This is a genomic window from Clostridioides sp. ES-S-0123-01 (assembly GCF_020658415.1).
Taxonomy (GTDB): Bacteria; Bacillota; Clostridia; order Peptostreptococcales; family Peptostreptococcaceae; genus Clostridioides.
On sequence record NZ_JACVWD010000003.1, the window covers coordinates 106,850 to 126,391 of the forward strand.

The 19,542-nt window shown below is 27.0% G+C and carries 16 protein-coding genes; 7 read left to right on the plus strand and 9 right to left on the minus strand.

From position 1 onward, the window contains the following. Positions 1-28: 28 nt before the first annotated feature. Both IC175_RS07490 and IC175_RS07495 read right to left on the minus strand, forming a co-directional pair. Positions 29-688, minus strand: a complete 660-nt coding sequence (locus IC175_RS07490) for a CatA-like O-acetyltransferase (RefSeq protein ID WP_227851381.1) — start codon at positions 686-688, stop codon at positions 29-31. After that, positions 681-1,259: a TetR/AcrR family transcriptional regulator gene (locus IC175_RS07495; protein WP_227851382.1), complete on the minus strand. Its 579-nt coding sequence runs from the start codon at positions 1,257-1,259 to the stop codon at positions 681-683. Before IC175_RS07495 ends, IC175_RS07490 begins: the two co-directional genes overlap by 8 nt. 344 nt (positions 1,260-1,603) lie before the next feature. On the opposite strand from IC175_RS07495, the gene IC175_RS07500 reads away from it, so the two are divergent. Then, positions 1,604-3,682, plus strand: coding sequence for a penicillin-binding transpeptidase domain-containing protein (locus IC175_RS07500; RefSeq protein WP_227851383.1), 2,079 nt, complete (start codon positions 1,604-1,606; stop codon positions 3,680-3,682). Between the two features lie 428 nt (positions 3,683-4,110). Here IC175_RS07500 and IC175_RS07505 read toward each other — a convergent pair whose 3' ends face one another. Both IC175_RS07505 and IC175_RS07510 read right to left on the minus strand, forming a co-directional pair. Beyond that, positions 4,111-5,913 carry a BlaR1 family beta-lactam sensor/signal transducer gene (locus tag IC175_RS07505; RefSeq protein ID WP_227851384.1) on the minus strand — a complete coding sequence of 601 codons (1,803 nt, stop codon included), beginning with the start codon at positions 5,911-5,913 and terminating at the stop codon, positions 4,111-4,113. 2 nt (positions 5,914-5,915) lie between these two features. After that, on the minus strand, positions 5,916-6,302 hold the full coding sequence (locus tag IC175_RS07510; protein WP_227435294.1) for a BlaI/MecI/CopY family transcriptional regulator: 387 nt from the start codon (positions 6,300-6,302) through the stop codon (positions 5,916-5,918). A gap of 261 nt (positions 6,303-6,563) precedes the next feature. Here IC175_RS07510 and IC175_RS07515 point away from each other — a divergent pair, with 261 nt between their 5' ends. The 3 genes from IC175_RS07515 (at position 6,564) to IC175_RS07525 (ending at position 8,527) form a co-directional block, all read left to right on the plus strand. Continuing rightward, positions 6,564-7,241, plus strand: a complete 678-nt coding sequence (locus IC175_RS07515; RefSeq protein WP_227851385.1) for a flavodoxin family protein — start codon at positions 6,564-6,566, stop codon at positions 7,239-7,241. A gap of 11 nt (positions 7,242-7,252) precedes the next feature. Next, positions 7,253-7,678, plus strand: coding sequence for a MarR family transcriptional regulator (locus IC175_RS07520; protein WP_227435289.1), 426 nt, complete (start codon positions 7,253-7,255; stop codon positions 7,676-7,678). A 69-nt stretch (positions 7,679-7,747) separates the two neighbouring features. Then, complete coding sequence (locus IC175_RS07525; RefSeq protein WP_227851386.1) at positions 7,748-8,527, plus strand: EFR1 family ferrodoxin; 780 nt, start codon at positions 7,748-7,750, stop codon at positions 8,525-8,527. 155 nt (positions 8,528-8,682) lie between these two features. Here the strand turns inward: IC175_RS07525 and IC175_RS07530 are convergent, their stop codons facing one another. Beyond that, positions 8,683-9,306, minus strand: a complete 624-nt coding sequence (locus IC175_RS07530) for a uracil-DNA glycosylase family protein (RefSeq protein WP_227435286.1) — start codon at positions 9,304-9,306, stop codon at positions 8,683-8,685. Positions 9,307-9,678: 372 nt separating this feature from the next. Here IC175_RS07530 and IC175_RS07535 point away from each other — a divergent pair, with 372 nt between their 5' ends. Beyond that, a complete protein-coding gene (locus IC175_RS07535) occupies positions 9,679-10,194 on the plus strand; it encodes a hypothetical protein (RefSeq protein ID WP_227831707.1) in 516 nt (171 codons plus the stop codon). Between the two features lie 354 nt (positions 10,195-10,548). On the opposite strand, the gene IC175_RS07540 is transcribed toward IC175_RS07535, so the two are convergent. Next, positions 10,549-13,023: an ABC transporter permease gene (locus IC175_RS07540; protein ID WP_227851387.1), complete on the minus strand. Its 2,475-nt coding sequence runs from the start codon at positions 13,021-13,023 to the stop codon at positions 10,549-10,551. Between the two features lie 2 nt (positions 13,024-13,025). Next, complete coding sequence (locus IC175_RS07545; RefSeq protein WP_227483347.1) at positions 13,026-13,694, minus strand: ABC transporter ATP-binding protein; 669 nt, start codon at positions 13,692-13,694, stop codon at positions 13,026-13,028. Positions 13,695-14,284: 590 nt separating this feature from the next. Here IC175_RS07545 and IC175_RS07550 point away from each other — a divergent pair. After that, positions 14,285-16,273, plus strand: a complete 1,989-nt coding sequence (locus tag IC175_RS07550) for a sensor domain-containing diguanylate cyclase (protein ID WP_227435278.1) — start codon at positions 14,285-14,287, stop codon at positions 16,271-16,273. A 342-nt stretch (positions 16,274-16,615) separates the two neighbouring features. On the opposite strand, the gene IC175_RS07555 is transcribed toward IC175_RS07550, so the two are convergent. Both IC175_RS07555 and IC175_RS07560 read right to left on the minus strand, forming a co-directional pair. After that, positions 16,616-17,776, minus strand: a complete 1,161-nt coding sequence (locus tag IC175_RS07555; protein ID WP_227851388.1) for a sensor histidine kinase — start codon at positions 17,774-17,776, stop codon at positions 16,616-16,618. Then, positions 17,764-18,438: a response regulator transcription factor gene (locus tag IC175_RS07560; protein ID WP_227435274.1), complete on the minus strand. Its 675-nt coding sequence runs from the start codon at positions 18,436-18,438 to the stop codon at positions 17,764-17,766. Before IC175_RS07560 ends, IC175_RS07555 begins: the two co-directional genes overlap by 13 nt. A gap of 263 nt (positions 18,439-18,701) precedes the next feature. Between IC175_RS07560 and IC175_RS07565 the strand changes: the two genes are divergently transcribed. Next, the gene (locus tag IC175_RS07565) at positions 18,702-19,484 is read left to right on the plus strand and encodes an EFR1 family ferrodoxin (protein WP_227435272.1); all 783 of its coding nucleotides are present in this window, start codon (positions 18,702-18,704) and stop codon (positions 19,482-19,484) included. Positions 19,485-19,542 lie beyond the last annotated feature (58 nt).

A 19,542-nucleotide genomic window follows, 5' to 3' on the forward strand; every position in this document is an offset into this window, starting at 1 on the left:
TAATACATGGTTATAATACAGATGTTTTTTAGAATAGCCATGTATCAGTATTAAAGCACATTTTTTGTATATCATCAATAAAACAACTTACATGGTATCCATCAGTAGCTGCATGATGTACTGTTATAGAAAGAGGGAGAAGTATTTTTTCATCTTTTTGATGATACTTACCTGATTCAACTGTAGGGAAATAATAATTTTCAAGACCATGATTATGTACAGTAAAGCTTTTAAAACTAATCCATGGAAGACATGAAACAGTATAGCAATTTTTTGGAGGATTAGGTTTTGCTAAAAAACCATAATTTTTTCCATATTGTTCAACATCATTTAAGTAACTCTTATAGAATATTGAAAAATCTTTATTGTATTCTGTCCATATTGATGAAAAAGTTTTATTATCATCATGAAAAATTGCATAGAATGGAGTTAAAGTATCCCAATATCCTAGTTCATTTTCATTATATGCAATCTTTAGTTCTTTATATCGATTTAAACAAGTTGTTACTATATATAGATATGCTGGATAAAATTTGATATTTTTCTTTTTCGTTTCATCAAGTAAATGAGTAATATCTATTTCTATAGTTAAATCAAATCCTACATTTGTCATCTTTGAAAAATAATAAAAATGTGTATATCGTTCCCAGTTTTGTAAGTCAATTTTATGGAATTGTTGTTTATTCATATAAAATCACCATATCCTTTATAAGATTTATTTGATTATCAATATCGTTATCTGTAAGTATTAAAACAGGTGCGGATGTCTTCATACTATCAAACAAGAACATTATGTGTGTTGCAAGTATTGTAGAATTACATTTTTTAAATTCATTTTTAGATTGTCCATAATCTATTAACTTCGAAAGCATTGTAATAGCTGAGTTATATCTTTTGTTCATATAATCACGCTGGTCTTTTTCTACAAAAGCAAATTCATGGATTGCAAAATCTAGTCCAGAATATTCACTTTGTATTTCTGACTTTTGTTGATTAAGAAAATACTCTAACATTTGCCTAGCTGATATATTTTCTTTGATACTTTCATCTAATAAATTTTTAGCATTGTCTTTATGAGAATTTAGCATATCAATAAAAATTTCTTTTGTTGAATTAAAATGTCTGTATAGACCACCACGACTTAAATTACATGCTTCACAAACATCTTTCATAGTTACATTACTGTAGCCTTTTTCAGAAAATAACCTTATTGAAGTATCAATAATAAATTGTTTAGTTTGCATTCCTTTTGTTGCCATAGATTTTCCTCCTTTGCGACATGCGTGTCGCTTTTGATTATAAGACACTTATGTCGCTTTGTCAATTTAAATTTATATAGTATAAAACAGTTAGGTGTAAGATAACTTAATTTATTTTAAATTAAGAAAGAAATTTATTAAAGATAGTAATAATAATATTGACTTTTAAAACTTACATATGTAATATATAAATTACTATCAATTATAATATTTAAGATACATATTTTTTATGAGTATATTTAAAAACAATAGACCAATAAAAAAGTATATAATTGATATATTTATGGGCTTATTTTAAATTTAAAGCTTACATATGTAATGTATTGAAGAATAAGGGGGTTTGTATGAAAAAAAAGATAAAAACAAAGAAATTACTAATCCTTGGAGCTTTAATCTGTTTAGTTACAGTTATTATTGGTCTTACAATTAATTTTGTATTGAATGGATTTAATAAAATCAAACCAGATGAAGTATTAAAACAGTATATGTCTTTCGCAAATGAAAGACAATATGAAAAAATGTACAATCTATTAGATGAGAAAAGTAAACTAGAAAACAAAAAAGAAGATTTTATCTCTAGAAATAAAAAAATATACGAAGGAATTAGTGCACACAATATAAGTATTGATATTAAGGACATTAAAAAAGATGAAGATGAAGGTACAAAAATAAATTATGATTCTAAAATAAACACTTTAGCAGGAGAAATCTCATTTTCAAATGAAGTATTGTTGACTAAAGACAAGCAAAAAAACTATAGAATAAGATGGCAGTCAAAAGTTATATTTCCAGAACTTGAAAATGATAATAAGGTTCTAGTATCAACACTTAAAGCTAAAAGAGGAAATATTTTAGATAGAAATGGTGAAGTACTTGCTGGTCAAGGTCTTGCATCTGTTATAGGATTAGTGCCTGGAAAGATGAGTAATAATGTAGAAGACCTAAAAAAACTATCTGATTTACTAGATATACCAGTTGAGAAAATCCAAAAAAAATTAGATGCATCTTGGGTAAAAGAAAACTCAATGGTACCTATAAAAACTATTGAAAAAATAGAAGAAAATCCAGATGGATCTGTAAAAGAAAAAGATAAATCATTACAAGAATCATTACTTAGCATTTCAGGAGTTAAAATATCTAATACAGAGGTAAGAGCATATCCACTAGGTGAAAAAGCTGGTCATTTAACTGGGTATGTTCAAAATGTGAATGCAGAAATATTAAAAGAAAAAAAGGGAAAGAACTACAATGTTAATAGCATAATAGGTAAAATTGGTTTAGAAAGTTTATTGGAAGACAGAATACGTGGTATTGATGGATGTGAGATTATCATAACTGATAGATATGGAGATAAAAAAGAAACTTTAGCAATTGTTCCAAAGCAAGATGGGGAAGATGTCAAACTGACCATTGATTCGAAGATACAGAGTAAATTATATGACCAGTTGAAAAATGATAAAGGTTGCGCAGTAGTTATGAATCCTAAAACAGGAGAGATTTTATCTCTTGTAAGTAGTCCATCATACAATCCAAATGAATTTATACTAGGTATGTCAGGGGATAGATGGAAGGAACTCAATGAAAATGAAAATAAACCAATGTATAATAGATTTAAAGCCAGACTATGCCCTGGGTCTTCTTTCAAACCAGTTACTGCTGGTATTGGTATAACAACAGGAAAGATTAATCCTAATGAAAATTTTGGACATAGTGGTCTTAGTTGGCAAAAAGATTCTAGTTGGGGAAGTTATAAGGTAACTACATTAAAGGATTATGGAAATACTGTAAATATGAAAAATGCATTGATTTACTCTGATAATATTTACTTTGCCAAAGCAGCATTAAAAATAGGTGAAAATGTATTATCAAAAGAATTGTTAAAACTGGGATTTGAAGAAAGTATACCATTTGAATTTGGATTAGCTTCTTCAAAATTTGGTACTGACAATAAATTTGATACAGAAATACAATTAGCAGATAGTGGGTATGGTCAAGGTAAAGTACTTGTAAATCCAGTACATATGGCATCAATATATTCAACTTTTGTCAATGATGGAAGTATGATAAGGCCTTATCTTGAATTTAAAGAAAATTCACAGGCTGAATTCTGGAAAAAAGATGTGTTTTCTAAAGAGTCTGTGAAAATTATTCGTGATGATTTAATTCAAGTTATTGAAAATCCAAATGGAACAGGCCATAGTGCTAAAACTGAAGGAGTTACTATTGCTGGAAAAACTGGTACAGCAGAAATTAAAGCATCAAAAGATGATACTACTGGAACAGAGCTTGGATGGTTTAATGCTTTTACAGTTGATGAAAATAGTGACAAACAGTATTTAGCATTAGCTATGGTCGAAGATGTGAAACATCGTGGAGGAAGCCATTATGTTATACCTATTATAAAATCAGTATTTGAAGATTAATATGATGTATTAGAGATTATATTTTTGGCTTATTTTTAGATAAAAGTCAAACTAATAAGAGACTTCACTATATAGTGAAGTTTTTTATTAGTTCAAAAAATAAAATAGTGGCAACAATTGAGGATGTGAGGGAGAGTTGCCACTATTTGTATAGGGTATTATATTATGTTTTTAAGCTAGTTTTACTATCTTCTATGTTTATATAATAAACCTTGTATATGAATTTTATAGAGAATTAATTTGAATATTGTATGAAGTTTTTAAATCTTAAAGAAAAAGTATTAGGTTTTATGTAAATAAATAAAAACTTACATAAATATTTAAACTATTTATAAATAAAATCCCATATTTAGAGTATTTATATAGATATGTGTAAACAAATTACAACCATCAAATTTTTTTATTGTAATTTTAAAAGTATATTTGCATTAATTTGTCTTATATATTTTTTTATCATTTAAAATAGACAATGTTATTTTGGATGCTGTGATACCATTAGAATAATCTTTACTTTGAATGTTTGTTGCAAATAAATAAGTATTTCCATTTTTTTCTACATAGCCTATAAACCAACCATTTACATCTTTTCCATTTATATTAGCAGTACCAGTTTTTCCATAAAGCGATACTCCAGCTTCTTTAGATATCAATAATGAATCTTTTACAATTTTTATATTGTCATCTTTAAATTTAAATTTATTTGTATAAAAATCTTTAAGTAAATTTACCTGTTCAATAGGTGAGATTTTCAAAGAAGATTCTAACCAATAGTTTGATATCCCAGATGAAACATCACAATTTCCATAGTTAATTTTTTTTAGATAAGTTTGTACGTTTTTCATACCATTTTTTTTGTCTAAATCTTGAAAATACCAGTTAACAGAGTTTTCCATAGCAGAAAATAAGTCATGGTCTTTATTCCAAGAATCATTAGTAGAATACTTCCCATCCCAATGAATGTATGAATTATCTCTTGTTATCACACCATTTTCTAATCCCAACAAAGCACTATAAATTTTATAAGTGGAGTCTGGTGAAATTCTCGTTTTACTTTTTTCTTCATTATAAATATGATACTGATTGGACTCTAAATCATACATTACAAAACTTCCATCAAAACCCTTGAAATACTGACTTAAATCTTCATATAAAGTTTGATTACTTGTAATATTATATTTTTCATTGACATCTGCCATAATGGATAGTGTAGGGCTACTTCCAAATACAATTAAAGCTATTATTGTAAAAATTAAAATACTTTTAAGTTTTAAAGCTTTTGACTCAATTTGGAAATCTGTTATCTTTAATATACGTCTTTTTATTTGCTTTTTTGAACCACCAATATCTGAAGTAAGTGTGAGATTAGATGGCTTTGATAGATTATCTATAAAATTTATTATGGTATGTCCATATTCTATGTAGCTATTTTCATCAAGTCTTTTTAAAACTGAAATATCACATGCAATCTCACGGTCTAATCTCATTTCTTTAAGTGCATACCAGATAAGAGGATTAAACCAATATAATATTTGGAAAAAACACATTAGATAATTTACTAAAATATCTTTGTTTTTAGAGTGTTGTAATTCATGAAGTAAAATATATCTTATGTCTTTTAAAGATAATTTAGATATAGATTCGCTTGGTAATATAATATGTGGCCTAAAGTGTCCAAATGTAATAGGTGTATTTATAATAGATGATTTACATAGTATAAAATCCTTATCTAAACCTATATCTTCTTTACAGTGCTTAAAAAGTGAAAGTATCTCTTCATCTTCTAAAATTTGTACTGATTTTTTTATATTTCTTATTTTAAAATTACAATGAACTGTAATAATTATCATGGTTGTAATTCCAATTATCCATAATGTTAGCAATAAAATATTTAAATTATCGAAATTAGATTGACTCAAGGATACCGAAAAATCTTTTAATGCATTTGAATTATTAATTATACTGTCTGAAGAGTTTTTTACAATAGAAGTATTTGCTGTATTATTTTCAATCTGAGTAAAACTAGATATATAGCTAAATATATTTAAATGATTAGTATATTTAAGCGGAATAAATGGGATTATTAACATTATAAGTATCATAAACCCGATATTGTATTGATACATTGCAGAAATATGTTTTTTTAATATTTTTTTAGCAAGCAAAATTATAATAATTAAAAAAGATAAGGTTATTGTGCTAAGCAAGAATCGAATAAAAAATGGAGCATACATACTTACTTATCCTCCTTAGTTTTCCTTTTATCTAAAATATGTCTTAATTCTTCTATATCATCTTCTGATAATTTATCATTCTCTAAAAAATTTAGTACCATAGAATTAAGTGTTCCATTATAAAAGCGATTTAAAAAAGAACTACTTTCTGTAGATACATACTCTTCTTCTTTAACAATTGGAGTATAAACAAAGACTCTGCTATTTTTTTCATATGCCAAAGCTCCCTTTTTAACCAAACGCAACAACATTGTCTGAATAGTCTTAGGACTCCACTTACTTGTTTTTACTAGCTTTTCAATCACTTCATTCGTACTAATAGGAGCATATTTCCAGATGATTTTCATTACTTGATATTCTGCTTCTGAAATCTGTGGTAGTTTTTTCATAAGATACCTCCTTATACTTACATTTGTAATATATAAAGTATATTATCATTAGTTTGCTTTGTCAATTTTTTTAAATAGTTCATTTTTAGTCATCTAGAAAGTACATGTATTTAAATATAAATAGTATTAATTAAGCTGTATATCTATGACTAATTAATCTGTATGTATGGTAAAAAATTAAATATAAGGATTATATTGACAGTTAAAAAAATGGTTGATATACTTATTGTTGATACAACAACTAAAATGGAGGTATAAATTATGATAATTACAGTTATAAATGGAAGCCCTAGAAAAAATGGGGCAACATCAAAGGTTTTGACTCAGTTATGCAAAGATATAAAAAAAATTAAACCAAATGTCAAAATCAATTTTTTTAATCTAAGTGAAGTCAATCCATCATATTGCATTGGTTGTTTAAATTGTTATAAAATAGGTAAGTGTATTAATCAAAATGATAAAGTAGAGTATATTCATGATATAATTACTAAGAGTGATGGCGTTATATTTGGTAGTCCAACTTATGGAAGTAGTATAACTGGTCTTTTTAAGGTGTTTACAGATAGAGCTCATATGATGTTAGAGCGATTATTGTATCATAAACCATGTATAGCAGTTACAACATATGAAAATGCTCGTGGTTCAAAAGCTATTTCTTTTATGAAATCAATGGTTTTAGATTCAGGAGGTTATGTTTGTGGTCATTTATCTGTAAAGGTTGGATTTAATCAAAATCCTATAGTTGAAAGAGTAGAATCAAAGATACAAAAGGTATCTAAAAAATTTGTTTATTGTATAGAGGAAAAGAAAAATCCACCTGTGTTTTCTCAAATCTACGATTTTATTGCTATGAATATTATTTTAAAGCCAATGGCATTTAAAAATATTGAGCAATATAAAGGAATAATTGATAGATGGGAGGCGCAAGGTATTATTTAGATGGAGGTATTATGAGAGATTTTGAGAAATTATATGAAGTTACAAGTAAGTTAATAAGTACTTCATTGAAAGTAAAAGAAGATTTAAAAAAGATGTTTAAGCAAAATGGGTATGATATAACAACTGATCATTATGCTTTATTAAGATTTCTATGGGAACAAGATGGAATTTCTCAAATAGATTTGTGCGAAAAATCATGTAAGGATAAATCTAATACAACAAGAATTTTAGATGTTATGAAAAATAAAGGCTTAATTGTTCGTAAAGTAGATGTTAAAGATAGACGAAAATTTCAAATATTTTTAACAGATGTAGGAAGAGAATTAGAAGAGCCATTAAATAAAATTGCAGATATATATGCAACAGAGACATTTAAAACTATTTCAGATGAGGAGCTGTCTTTATTTACTGAAGCTTTAGATAAACTCAGTAAATAAATATAAATTATGTTTTAAGAAGTCTTTTTAACTCATTGATGATACAAAACAATAGAAAGAGGGATAGGGATGAGTTCTAAGATTTATTATTTTTCTGGAACAGGAAACTCTTTAGTGGTTTCAAAGACTTTAAAAGAAATGTTAAATGAAAATGGGGAAGTAATACCTTTAGCTATACATAGAAAAGAAAGACATATAGACGTAAATGAAGATATATTGATAATTGTTTTTCCAGTTTATTTCTCTGATGTTCCTGATATAGTAAAGTTTTTTATAGATAAGTTGAATTTTAATAGTAATACTCATATATATGCTATTGCCACTTGCAATGGGGTGGCTGGACACAGTTTATTTACTATAGATAAATTACTTAAGAAAAAGGGTAAAAAATTATCTGCTGGTTTTTTAATTAATATGCCTGGAAATGCTTTGATAACACCTCCAGATGTTGAAGAGGAAAGATTGAGAAGTCAAACTAATAGAGTAGCTGAAGTTGCAAAATGTATCAATAACTTGGAATTTGGAAATATAGAGGGAAAAAACAATTTAAAGTCACATATAGATAGTGTTGTGCTTCGTCTAGTAGGTAAAAACATGCAGATTGCCACCACTAAATTTTTTGCCGAAGATAATTGTAATGGGTGTGGAACATGCAAAAGAGTTTGTCCATTAGAAAACATAAGTATAGTTGACAGAAAACCAAAGTGGGGTAATGAGTGTGAAAGATGTTTAGCCTGTTTTCATTGGTGTCCAAAAGAGGCTATTAATATAAAAAAATCGTTTTTGACAGATAGAAAGAAATATCACCATCCAGATGTTACAGTGAAGGATATATTTTTAGAAAAATAGATAAGTTTGATTTGTTCAATGATGGACAATATTAAAGGTTAGTGATAAATAATATTAAATAAAAATTTAAATTTACTATAAAAAAAGTACTATAATTATAACTTATGATTTGAAAAGTAGAGTGCCTCAAAGCGTTTTTATGAGGCACTTTTTTATTATTTTATAAGTTCTATCATTTTTTGAATATCTTCTGAGGCCATTTCGAATTTTGATTTTTCAATCAATAAGTTCCCACCAGTCATAATATATGATGGAAATATTCGTAAATTGTCATAATAAAGTTCATTATTACGAAGTTTGTATGTTGAAATAGAAGGAACTGCATTCTTTTTTGTATGTTTTTTAGTAATCATATTAAAAGATTTTTTTGCTACATCTCCCATTAACATTATTACCTTTAGATTACTGAATAATTTAATTTCTTCTTCTAAAATAGGCATGTGCGATTGAATAGTGTCGCGAGTTATTGTATATTCTGATTTAGGTAATTTTACTGCATTTGTTATATATATGCCTAGATTTAAGATATCGTTTATGCTAGATACTTTTATACCTGCATTTTGGAATAAAGGGATTGTATTTTTTAAGTAGTCAGCATGCTCATCTAAACTATAAAAATCATCATTAGGATTACTTGGTACAACTTCGTTAATCATTATAGTTTTTATAGAGTCTGTATCTATTGTTATATTGGGAAGATATGATAAGACTTCATTATCCTCAAAAAGATTATTATTTTTAATAAATTCATTTAAAGTTGATTTTATATTTATCTTCATATGTTTAAGCTCCTTAATTTTAAGCCTTAAATACTATAAAAAGTAATTGTAAAGCAAAAGAATTTTAAAAACATAATAGCACAATAAACATGACAACATAATGTCATGTTTATTAATTAATATCTTATATAAAGAATATCCTTTGAAAAGTTCAATTCTATTTAAAAACATAAATATGCCCTCCAGAAATAATATTAATCTATTACCATTATAAAAGAAATTAATTCTAAACTGTTATAAACCAAAGATAGTAAAATTACATTGACTTGTAAAGTTTTTAGAAGTACGATGTAAATATTAAAATTAATAAATCAATGTTTTTATAATGAAATGTATTAATAAGATTACATAAAGATTGGATGGAGATTTTATATGAAAAAAATGCCAGAAGGAAAAATAAATATAGATACACAGGAAGTATTACAACAAAAAGTTAAAGAATGGAAAGCTGTATATGAAAAATATAGAAGTACTTTAAATGTAAATGCTAAGTCTATTTTGGAATTAGTAGAATATTTGAAACAAAAGTATACACTAAAAGAAGAAGCTTCGGAAGAATTTAAAAATGTAGTCATTAATAATATTAAGTTAAACAAACCTTTTTCAAAAAAGATACCGAGCAATAAAGAATTGAAACCTATTGTATTTACAATTCAAAATGAAGGAAAAGCAAAGACTTTATATGAAAATCAAGAAGAAGTTTATAGTGGTTGTTCTATTGTTGTAGGTATGGAATTTGAAACAGGTTGTGTTTTTGTGGAAGGTAGTAGTGAACTTGCTGATGAAATAACTTCATTTAAAGGATTAGATGAAGATGATATAAATAATTATTATTTAGTAGCAAATTATGTTAGATGTATAAAGAAATATAATCTTATAGATGAATAAATACTTTAAATTAGGCAAATTAAATCTAGCTGACATACTGTAGAAAATCAAAAGAAATAGATAACTGTGTATTTAAAAGTCAATTAATGTGATTTTTCTCAAAATCGTTTGATTTTACAAATTGTATTAAACTTATATACTATTTTTGCTAATTTACTACTTTTAAACCATAAAATATATCAAGATACGAGAGTATATGTAAATATACACCAAATGAAAACATAAAAAAAGACCATAAATAAAGGCGATAGCAATATTTGTGGTCATAAAGATATATAATCAAAAAATCTATAGGATTATAGTTTTAAAAAGATAACTTATTATGTTTTATTTATAGATATTAATTTATTATTATCATTCTATAATATCTATACAATCAATAATATCCATTTTTTTAATTCTCCTTAAAGGAATAAGAGTGGCTATAATACATGCAACTATAGAAACAAGTGTAGCTTGTGAAATCGAAACAATTGGGATATTAGTAAAATCAATTTTTTCTATAGTAGCCATGTTTATTATAATAGCACTGGCATATCCTGCAATTGAACCAAATATAGAAGCAGAGATTCCATAATAACAACCTTCCCATAAAAACATTTTGTATAAACTACTGTTACTCATACCAATAGCTCTCTTAACTCCAATTTCATTAATTCTAGTATTAATGTTTGTATGAGTTGTGTTAATAATGTTTAAAGTACCAATCAAACCTACAAATAGTATAATAGTCCATGCTAAAAATTGTATTTGTTTGAAACTTTCTTTAAGTTGGTTGTCTGATTCAATATACGATATCCAACGAGAACCTGGATTGTTTTTGCAAATTTGTTCAATAGATAATTTTATTTCTTCTAAATTTGATTTATCTTTAGCATAAACATTTATCTGACTGAATCTATTTTTATTTGTTAGGGTGTCATATACAGTATCATATACAATAACATCAATACCATTTAACCAACCATTACCCTGCAAATTAATCATTTTATCTACAGTATTGTATACTTTTAATTGTTTTTTATTAATTGTAATATTATCCTTTGGTTTTAGATTTGTAGCCTTAAATTTTGTATCTGATGTAGAAATAGCAATTGGATTTTTTATAAGACATAGAGAGCCATTTTTGAAATCCTCCAATAAAGAATCTTTTACAGAAGGTATTAATTCTTTAAGAGTTTGTTCATCAACTCCAATAACTTTTAACATTTCAGAACCATTTTTAAAGTTAATATCTGTATTTATTTCCCCTTGTTTATATTCAGAGTATTTGATAAAAGAGGTACGATTGATATTTTTCATGTTAACTATTTTATCTAGCGTAGATTTATCAAAGCCAGGCACTTCATTTGTTAAAGAAAAATCTCCTTTTTTTAAGTCACTAACCGATTTGGATACATCTAATACATTAGAAAATTCACTCAGTGCAACAAATACTGTTATACTCATAAATAATGATAGTATAGTTATTATAGTTCTACCTTTATTTCTTTTTAGATTTAGCCATGCTAGATGTCTTTCGAAGTTTTTGATTGGTTTTTCTCGTTTAATCTTAATTTTTCTTTTGATTTTGATAGTGCTACCAGCCATAGCAATTTTAGGAGAAACATGTGAAGCATATATTGCTGATGGTAAAGCCGCAACAAATGAAAATACTAGTGAAATACTAACACTTAATAATAGTGGAATTAAGTATGCTGTTGAATTTCTCTGTATAATCTCAGGCATTTGTTTACTGTCATTTACTAAAAATATATCTGGATTTAAAATATTCGTAACCATCTCAGTTATGCTTTCAGAAGAAACAATTCCAATTATAGCTCCAATAGGTATAGCAATAGCGCATAAAAATAAAATTTGTAAGATAATAATTTTATATAGTTGCCTTGGTTCAGCTCCAATTGCTCTTAAACATCCATACTCTTTGATTTTCTTTGTAACAGAAATTTTTAAAATATTATAGATTACAAGTCCAGAGGCCAGTAGTACTAAGAGTGCAACAAATAAAGATATTATTATAATTATAGACATACTATCACTATTGGAACTGTTTTTATCTCCTTCAAAGTTAATTCCTAATGTATTTAAATAAACCCAGTTGTATTGAATTGAACTACGAGAAATATTGACTTTTTTGGCTAATTGATTTACAATTTCCTGAAATTTATTTTGTTGCTTTATTTTAAAATCCAATGATGATAAAGCATATCTTTTAGGTAATAGATTTTCTGATGTACCTTTACCTACAACACTATTTACTATTCCACTTGCATAGCCTGTGTAGTCATTTTCTAAAATACCACTTAGTTTAAAATTGGTTTTATAACCATAGGGTTGTTCTGTATCATTTAAGAGTGAGATATTTAAATCCATAGGAATAGTCATACCAAGTTTTGGTTTTATTCCCATGAGTTGTAATGTATTTTCATCTAAGACAATCTCATTTTTATTTTTAGGAAGATGTCCAGACTTTAATTTCATTAGTTTTGGATAGTTGGAAAGTCCTATTTTATCGTATTCTTTTACAAGTATAGAGATACCTGTATTCTTTATTTTACTAGTACCAAGTGTTGTTGAAAGACCAGCTTGGTAGATTCTATTATCCTTTTTTAGTTTATCAACTTGAGTTTTATTGAGTTGGTGAAAGGATACATGTCTATCACCATTAAAAGAGCGAGCTTGCTCTTTTCTTAAGTTTTGAAGTATGCCAATTGATTGACCTACTACAGTTGTCATTATAGTTGACATTATTATTGCAATAACAATTAATGTAGTCATAAGTTTTTGGTTTTTTAACTCTTTTATTGAAAGTGAAAGGTAATTCTTCATTATTATTTCACCTCCATAAGTACACCATCAATTATTGAAAGCTGTCTGTCAGCAAGCTTTGCAATCCTATCATCATGAGTTATTACTACTAGAGTCTTTTTAAATTGTTTTGATGTTTTAATAAGAAGATTCATAACTTCACTACCACTTTTGCTGTCTAAGTTTCCTGTAGGTTCATCTGCAAATATTACATTTGGCTTTGCAATTAATGCTCTAGCAATAGCAACTCTTTGTTGCTGACCTCCTGATAGTTCATGTGGAAGATGATGCAATCTATCTGAGATTCCAAGCAATGATGAAATTTCATTTAAGTATTCTTTATCAGGTTGTCTTTTATCTAATAATACAGGCATTGAAATATTTTCTGAAGCTGTCAAAACTGGTAGTAGATTAAACTGTTGAAATACAAATCCAAAACATTTTCTTCTAAGAGTGGAAAGTTCCTTTTCACTATATTTATACATATCTTTCCCATCAAGTAATACCTGCCCAGATGTAGGACTATCTAATCCACTCAAGATATGTAAAAGTGTACTTTTTCCACTTCCAGAAGGTCCAATGATAGAAACAAATTCACCTGAGTTTATTTCTAAATCAATGTTGTTTAATGCAATAACTTTGTTGTTATTAGAACCATATATTTTTGATAGTTGTTTTGCTTTTATAATCATAAAAAACACACTCCTTTTTTGTATAAGAAGAGTGTAAGTCATAAAACTCAATTTTCTCTCAATTTTTATATAATTATATAAATAAAAGTAAATTATAGACAAAAAGAATATAAATATATTTGAAATACTGTATTAAAAAATAAGATAGATAGACTTATCTATATCTATTATTTTGAATCTCAATAGAAATTATAATTTAATAAAGAAATAAGAATAAAAAATTAAAATGAAATTTCCTTAGAGAAGTTTAATTAGTTTAAAGAAAATATTTAAAGAAAATTTATTAAAACTAGGCAGATTTAAGGGTATTTGTTGAGTACAATTCAATTCGTAGGGGTATAAGGGTTAAATGGATGTAATTTACTATTAAAAAAAAAGATTCCAAAATAAAGTAGGAGTTGCTATGAACATTTTTACTTAATATTTTTATTTGTTCATAGTGGTTGATATAGGAGGATAACTACTAATAAAATTAACTGTAGCTTTGAAATATAAAGCTGTTATGGATTATTATTGTGATATAATAATTGTAAACATAAAATTAAACCAGATATTGGGAGGACTATAGAATATTGGGAAGACTATACAATATGAAGATAGTATTCGCAAAACTGCGAATAGGTGCAGTTCCACTTATCTTGAGCATTGCCCTAATTTTGACAGGTATATTGTCAGTTCGTTCTATCAACAACCTTGAGGGAGATGCACGTGTTATCAATTATACAGGTATTATCCGTGGTGCTACACAGAGACTGATAAAAAAAGAACTTGCTCATGTACAGGATGATAGTTTGATTGCACATCTAGATGATATACTAACAGGGCTTTCTAATGGAAGTGCTGAACTTAATTTAATAAGACTTGAAAGTGAAGAGTATCAATCATTATTAGTAGAAATGAAAAAGGATTGGTCAGATATTAAGGTAGAAATCATGAGTTATAGAGATGGCGGTTCTGGGGACAAACTGTTTGAGATGAGTGAAGATTACTTTAACTTAGCGGACCAGTTGGTAATGGCTGCAGAGGTATATACTGATAAAATCGTTCAAGATGCTCGAAATTTATTGTTTTATATTAATATAGTGTTTATATTGATGGCAGGGCTATGTACTGTTTTTGCTTTCTGCCAAGATAAACGTCGCAGAAGATTGATTGAAGTTGAAAATGAGAATAAACTAAAGAACGAACAGTTATCAAAAAGGTTGCAAGAATTGCTTGTTCCTATAAATGAAATAACAGAACTAATGTATATATCAGACATTGATACCTATGATTTGCTATTTGTCAATGAAGCTGGAAAGAAAACTTTCAATATCAATGATGAAGAGCATTTGAAGTGTTATAAAGTATTGCAGGGATTTGATTCTCCATGTTCATTCTGTCAGAATTCTATTCTAAAAAAGGATGAAAATTATACTTGGGAACATACAAACCCAATCACTAAACGCCACTACTTATTAAAAGATAGATTAATGGAGTGGGAGGGCCGCACAGCAAGAATGGAAATTGCATTTGATATTACTGAAGCAACTAATGAAAAAATTGAACTAGAGAGCCGTTTGAAGAGAGATAATGTTCTTGTTGAGTGTATTCGAGAACTTTATCGCAATCATGAAACGTTAGATGCTACTAATTATGTATTGGAACAGGTAGGAAATTTGTTTTTAGCTGAACGTGCCTACATTTTCTTATTTCATGGTGATAATCTATCTAATATTGCAGAATGGTGTAAAGAAGGTATAATTCCACAAATTGATAACCTACAGGATTTACCACAGTCAGATTTTGCAATGTGGCTCAATGTGTTTCAAAAGCGAGGCAATGTAGTTATTCATGATATAGAAGACTTAAAATTGACTATGGAGTTTGAATATGAGATTCTTTTACAACAGAAAATTAAGCGTCTGGTCATGGTTCCATTAGAGCGTAATGGAAAATTAGATGGGTGTATTGGACTTGATAACCCCTCTATAAACTTAACGGAAAATGCAGCTACATTTCTTGAAACTCTTAGTTATTTTATTATGATTGCAATGCATAGAAATGAAAATGAGGAAGTTCTTTATCGTTTAAGTTATTTAGACACTCTTACTTCTTTTTATAATAGAAACCGTTATATTCACGATATTGATAACCTTGTGGGCGAAAAAAATTCTATTGGCGTAGTATATTTAGATGTAAACGGACTCAAGGAAATCAATGATAATTTGGGACATGATTCTGGTGATGAGTTGCTTAAAGCATGTGCAAAAATCATTCAAAATAGCTTTGAAATAGGTTCCTACTATCGAATTGGTGGTGATGAATTTGTAATTATTTGCATAGATATAAGTGAGAATGAATTCAATGAAAAAGTTCAAAAATTAAGGAATAATTTTATGAATGATGAATGTAAAGCTGCCATTGGTTCAAAATGGGAAGAAAATTGTGAAAATATTCAATTCATTATAAAAACTGCAGACGAACTCATGTATGCTGATAAAAAAGAATTTTATCATAACCATCGTGCAACAGGACGCTATCGACATAATACTGATGTATTAGAAGGTTCAGATAGATTGAAAGAAAAAAATATTTAATAAACAGTTTCAAGTTTATCTGTACATAAATTTATACATAAAGAGTAAAGAAGTTATTTAAGCAGAAGCATTAGTATGTTATTTGAATGATAATGGACTGAGTTAATTGACAGATAAATTTATTATTGTATTATAAAAATTAAATTTAATTAGCGAAATAGATTTTTATGTATTTGAAATGTGTTGTGTAAATCTATCTGATTTAAAAAAATCAGATAGATTATATTTATGTTTAAGGTTGCGTCTTTTTATTAGAATGTACGCTATAGGGTATATTTTAATAAAACTTAAAAGTTTATTATGTTTTATACAAGAAAATCTAGATTAAAAATTAAAGTACCTCTAGTCTTTTGTTGAGAACTTTGTTGTAATTTTAGCACCACCAATTGGATTGTTTTCAATAAAAATAGAGCCACCATGTTTCTCACATAATACTTTAGATATATAAAGACCCATACCAAAATTTAAGTTGTTATTATTTAAAGTCTTATCTTTATAAAAAGGTTTTAATGCTGATTTTATAGATTCTTCACTAAATCCCACACCATCATCTTCAATTACGAAAGTAAGGAATTCTTGCTCAAGGTATATAAGTATAGATATTTTATTTTTTGCATATCTAAATGCATTTGATATTATATTTTCAATAACTCTATGAATAATATTTTCATCAAATAATACGTTTATATTATCCACTTTATTTGTAATTTTAAAAGATTTTCCAGCTTGTTTTGATAGAATGGAGATATTGCTATCTAAGTTTTCTACAAAAGCATTTATACTTGATGTAGATTTTGTAATAACTAGGTCTTCTAATCGTTGAGCATTACTCATACTATTTACATAGTATTCAATTCTGTTGATATGTTCAGACATAAGTTGTGCAGTTGATAAAATTTTTTTATCACTAAGTTTTCCTGTTGGCATGTATTTTATTAAATAATCTGAGTATCCCTTTAGAACAGTAAGAGGATTTCTTAAATCATGAGAAAAAGCAGCATTAAGCTGTTTTCTATCGTCTATCATAGTCCACATTTTTATATTATTTTTATTTAGTTGCAACCTCATTTTCTCAAAAGCACTACACAGATTACCTAATTCGTCATTACTCTTATATTCTAAGTAAAAATCTAAGTTATTATTGGATATTTCGTTTGCTCCTTTATTAAGTATTTCAATAGGTATCTTTAATTTTACCTTATAAAAAATTATATCAGCCAATAATAGAAGTCCTATAAAAAATACGAGTGGGAGTATAAGCTGAAGTGTGCTAATTATATTAATCAATACTTTATCAAAATCATTATATTGATTTAAATTATTTTGCACTATGGTTATAGTTTCTGTGTATAAAGGAGTTTGTAAATATTTGTCTTGTATAGAGTGATATATGTAATTAAGTAAAATGTATGAGACTGTTGTAAGTACTGATGCTATAATTAATGAAGATAGAGTGAGAAAGAAAAAAGATTTTTTTAATGACATATTCTTTATTTTATCCATTTGTAACCAGCTCCCCATACTGTTTCTATGTAATTTTCAAGAGTATATCTTGATAATTTAATTCGTATTTTTCTGATATGTTCCATTATAACATCACTATTTCCATTTTTATCATAGCCCCATATTCTATCATAAATTCTCTCTCTATCAAATACTTGACCAGGGTTCGTAGAGAGAAGTTCTACGATATCAAATTCTTTTTTTGAAAGTGAAACTTGGTTATTATCAATGGAAATTGACCTTTTTTCATAGTCTATTACTAAATCTTTATAAAAATTGACTTTAGTATGATTTGATTTTCTTTGTTCGCGTCTTAAGTGAGCAGAGACTCTTGCCCCAAGTTCCTCTAAATCAAAAGGTTTTACAATATAATCATCAGCACCAACACGAAAACCATTAATTTTATCATAGTTTTCAATTTTGGCTGTTAAAAATAAGATAGGACATGATATATAGTTTCTAATTCTACTGCAAACTTCAATTCCATCTATTTCAGGCATGTTTATATCAAGTAGAATAATGTCTGGATTTTTAGATATTTTTTCTAGTGCTTCTTTTCCATTTTGAGCAGTGTAAACTTCATAATCATTTATTTCAAAATAATCTTTTAATAAAGTGGTGATTCCTTTCTCGTCATCTACAACAAGTATTTTACTGTTCATAAAAATTCTCCTTTCTAAATAAAACTTTTTAAACAACTTCTATTTTAGTATAAAAATCTCAAGAATTTCTCAAATTATTAAATTTACATAAAAATATAATAGTTTTAATGATTAAAATTAGTATATTTTTATATACTAAATAAATCAAGTGTCTAATTATTGGAAAATTTAAGCATGTAGTTAATAGTCTTTATTTGAGTATTCTAATTTTAATATATAAAGATGAATAATTTTCCAAAAGGGCATCTTGGGAGGAGTATTTTATGAAAGATAAAGTTATTTATTATTTTACATCAACTGGAAATAGCCTAAGTGTAGCAGAGAGTATATCGAATAAAATAAATGCAAATATAATTAGAATATGTGAAACAACTGATGTAGATTGTAATAGTGATATGATAGGATTTGTATTTCCATTATATTTTTGGGAGTTACCTAATCTTGTTTCTAAATTTATATCAAATCTAAATATTAAAAGTGATAAACCATATATTTTTGCTGTAGTAACTTGTGGAGGCATGATAGGTGGAAGTGCGCTTCATGATGTGAATGCTTTATTGAAAGAGAAGGGTCATGGACTAAATCTAGGTTCAAGGATACAGATGGTTTCTAATTACATTTGTGAGTTTAAAATAAAAGATGATAAAAAAATTGATAATTTACTTAGAAAAGCAGAAATCAAGGTTAATGAAGTGTCAGAAGATATTGTAAATAAGAAAAGTAATAAAATTGGCAAAACAAATTTTATATACAAGAAGTTTTATAAAAAATATATTTCATCTTGTGCAAATCAAGATAGCCATTTTTCAGTTGAAGATACCTGTATAGAATGTGGTATTTGTTCAAAAGTATGTTCTGTAAATAATATAGACGTTGAAAAGGGGAGACCGAAGTTTTTACACAATTGTGAACATTGTTTAGCATGTGTACATTGGTGTCCTAAGCAAGCGATTCAATGGAAAGATGTAACTAAAAATAAAAAGAGATACCATAATCCAAATATAAAGTTGGAAGATATGATAAGTGAGAAAAGTAAAGATATTTAATAAAAAATGACTACTATTAATCAATTAGTAACTAAGAGTAGTTGGGATAATTACCATA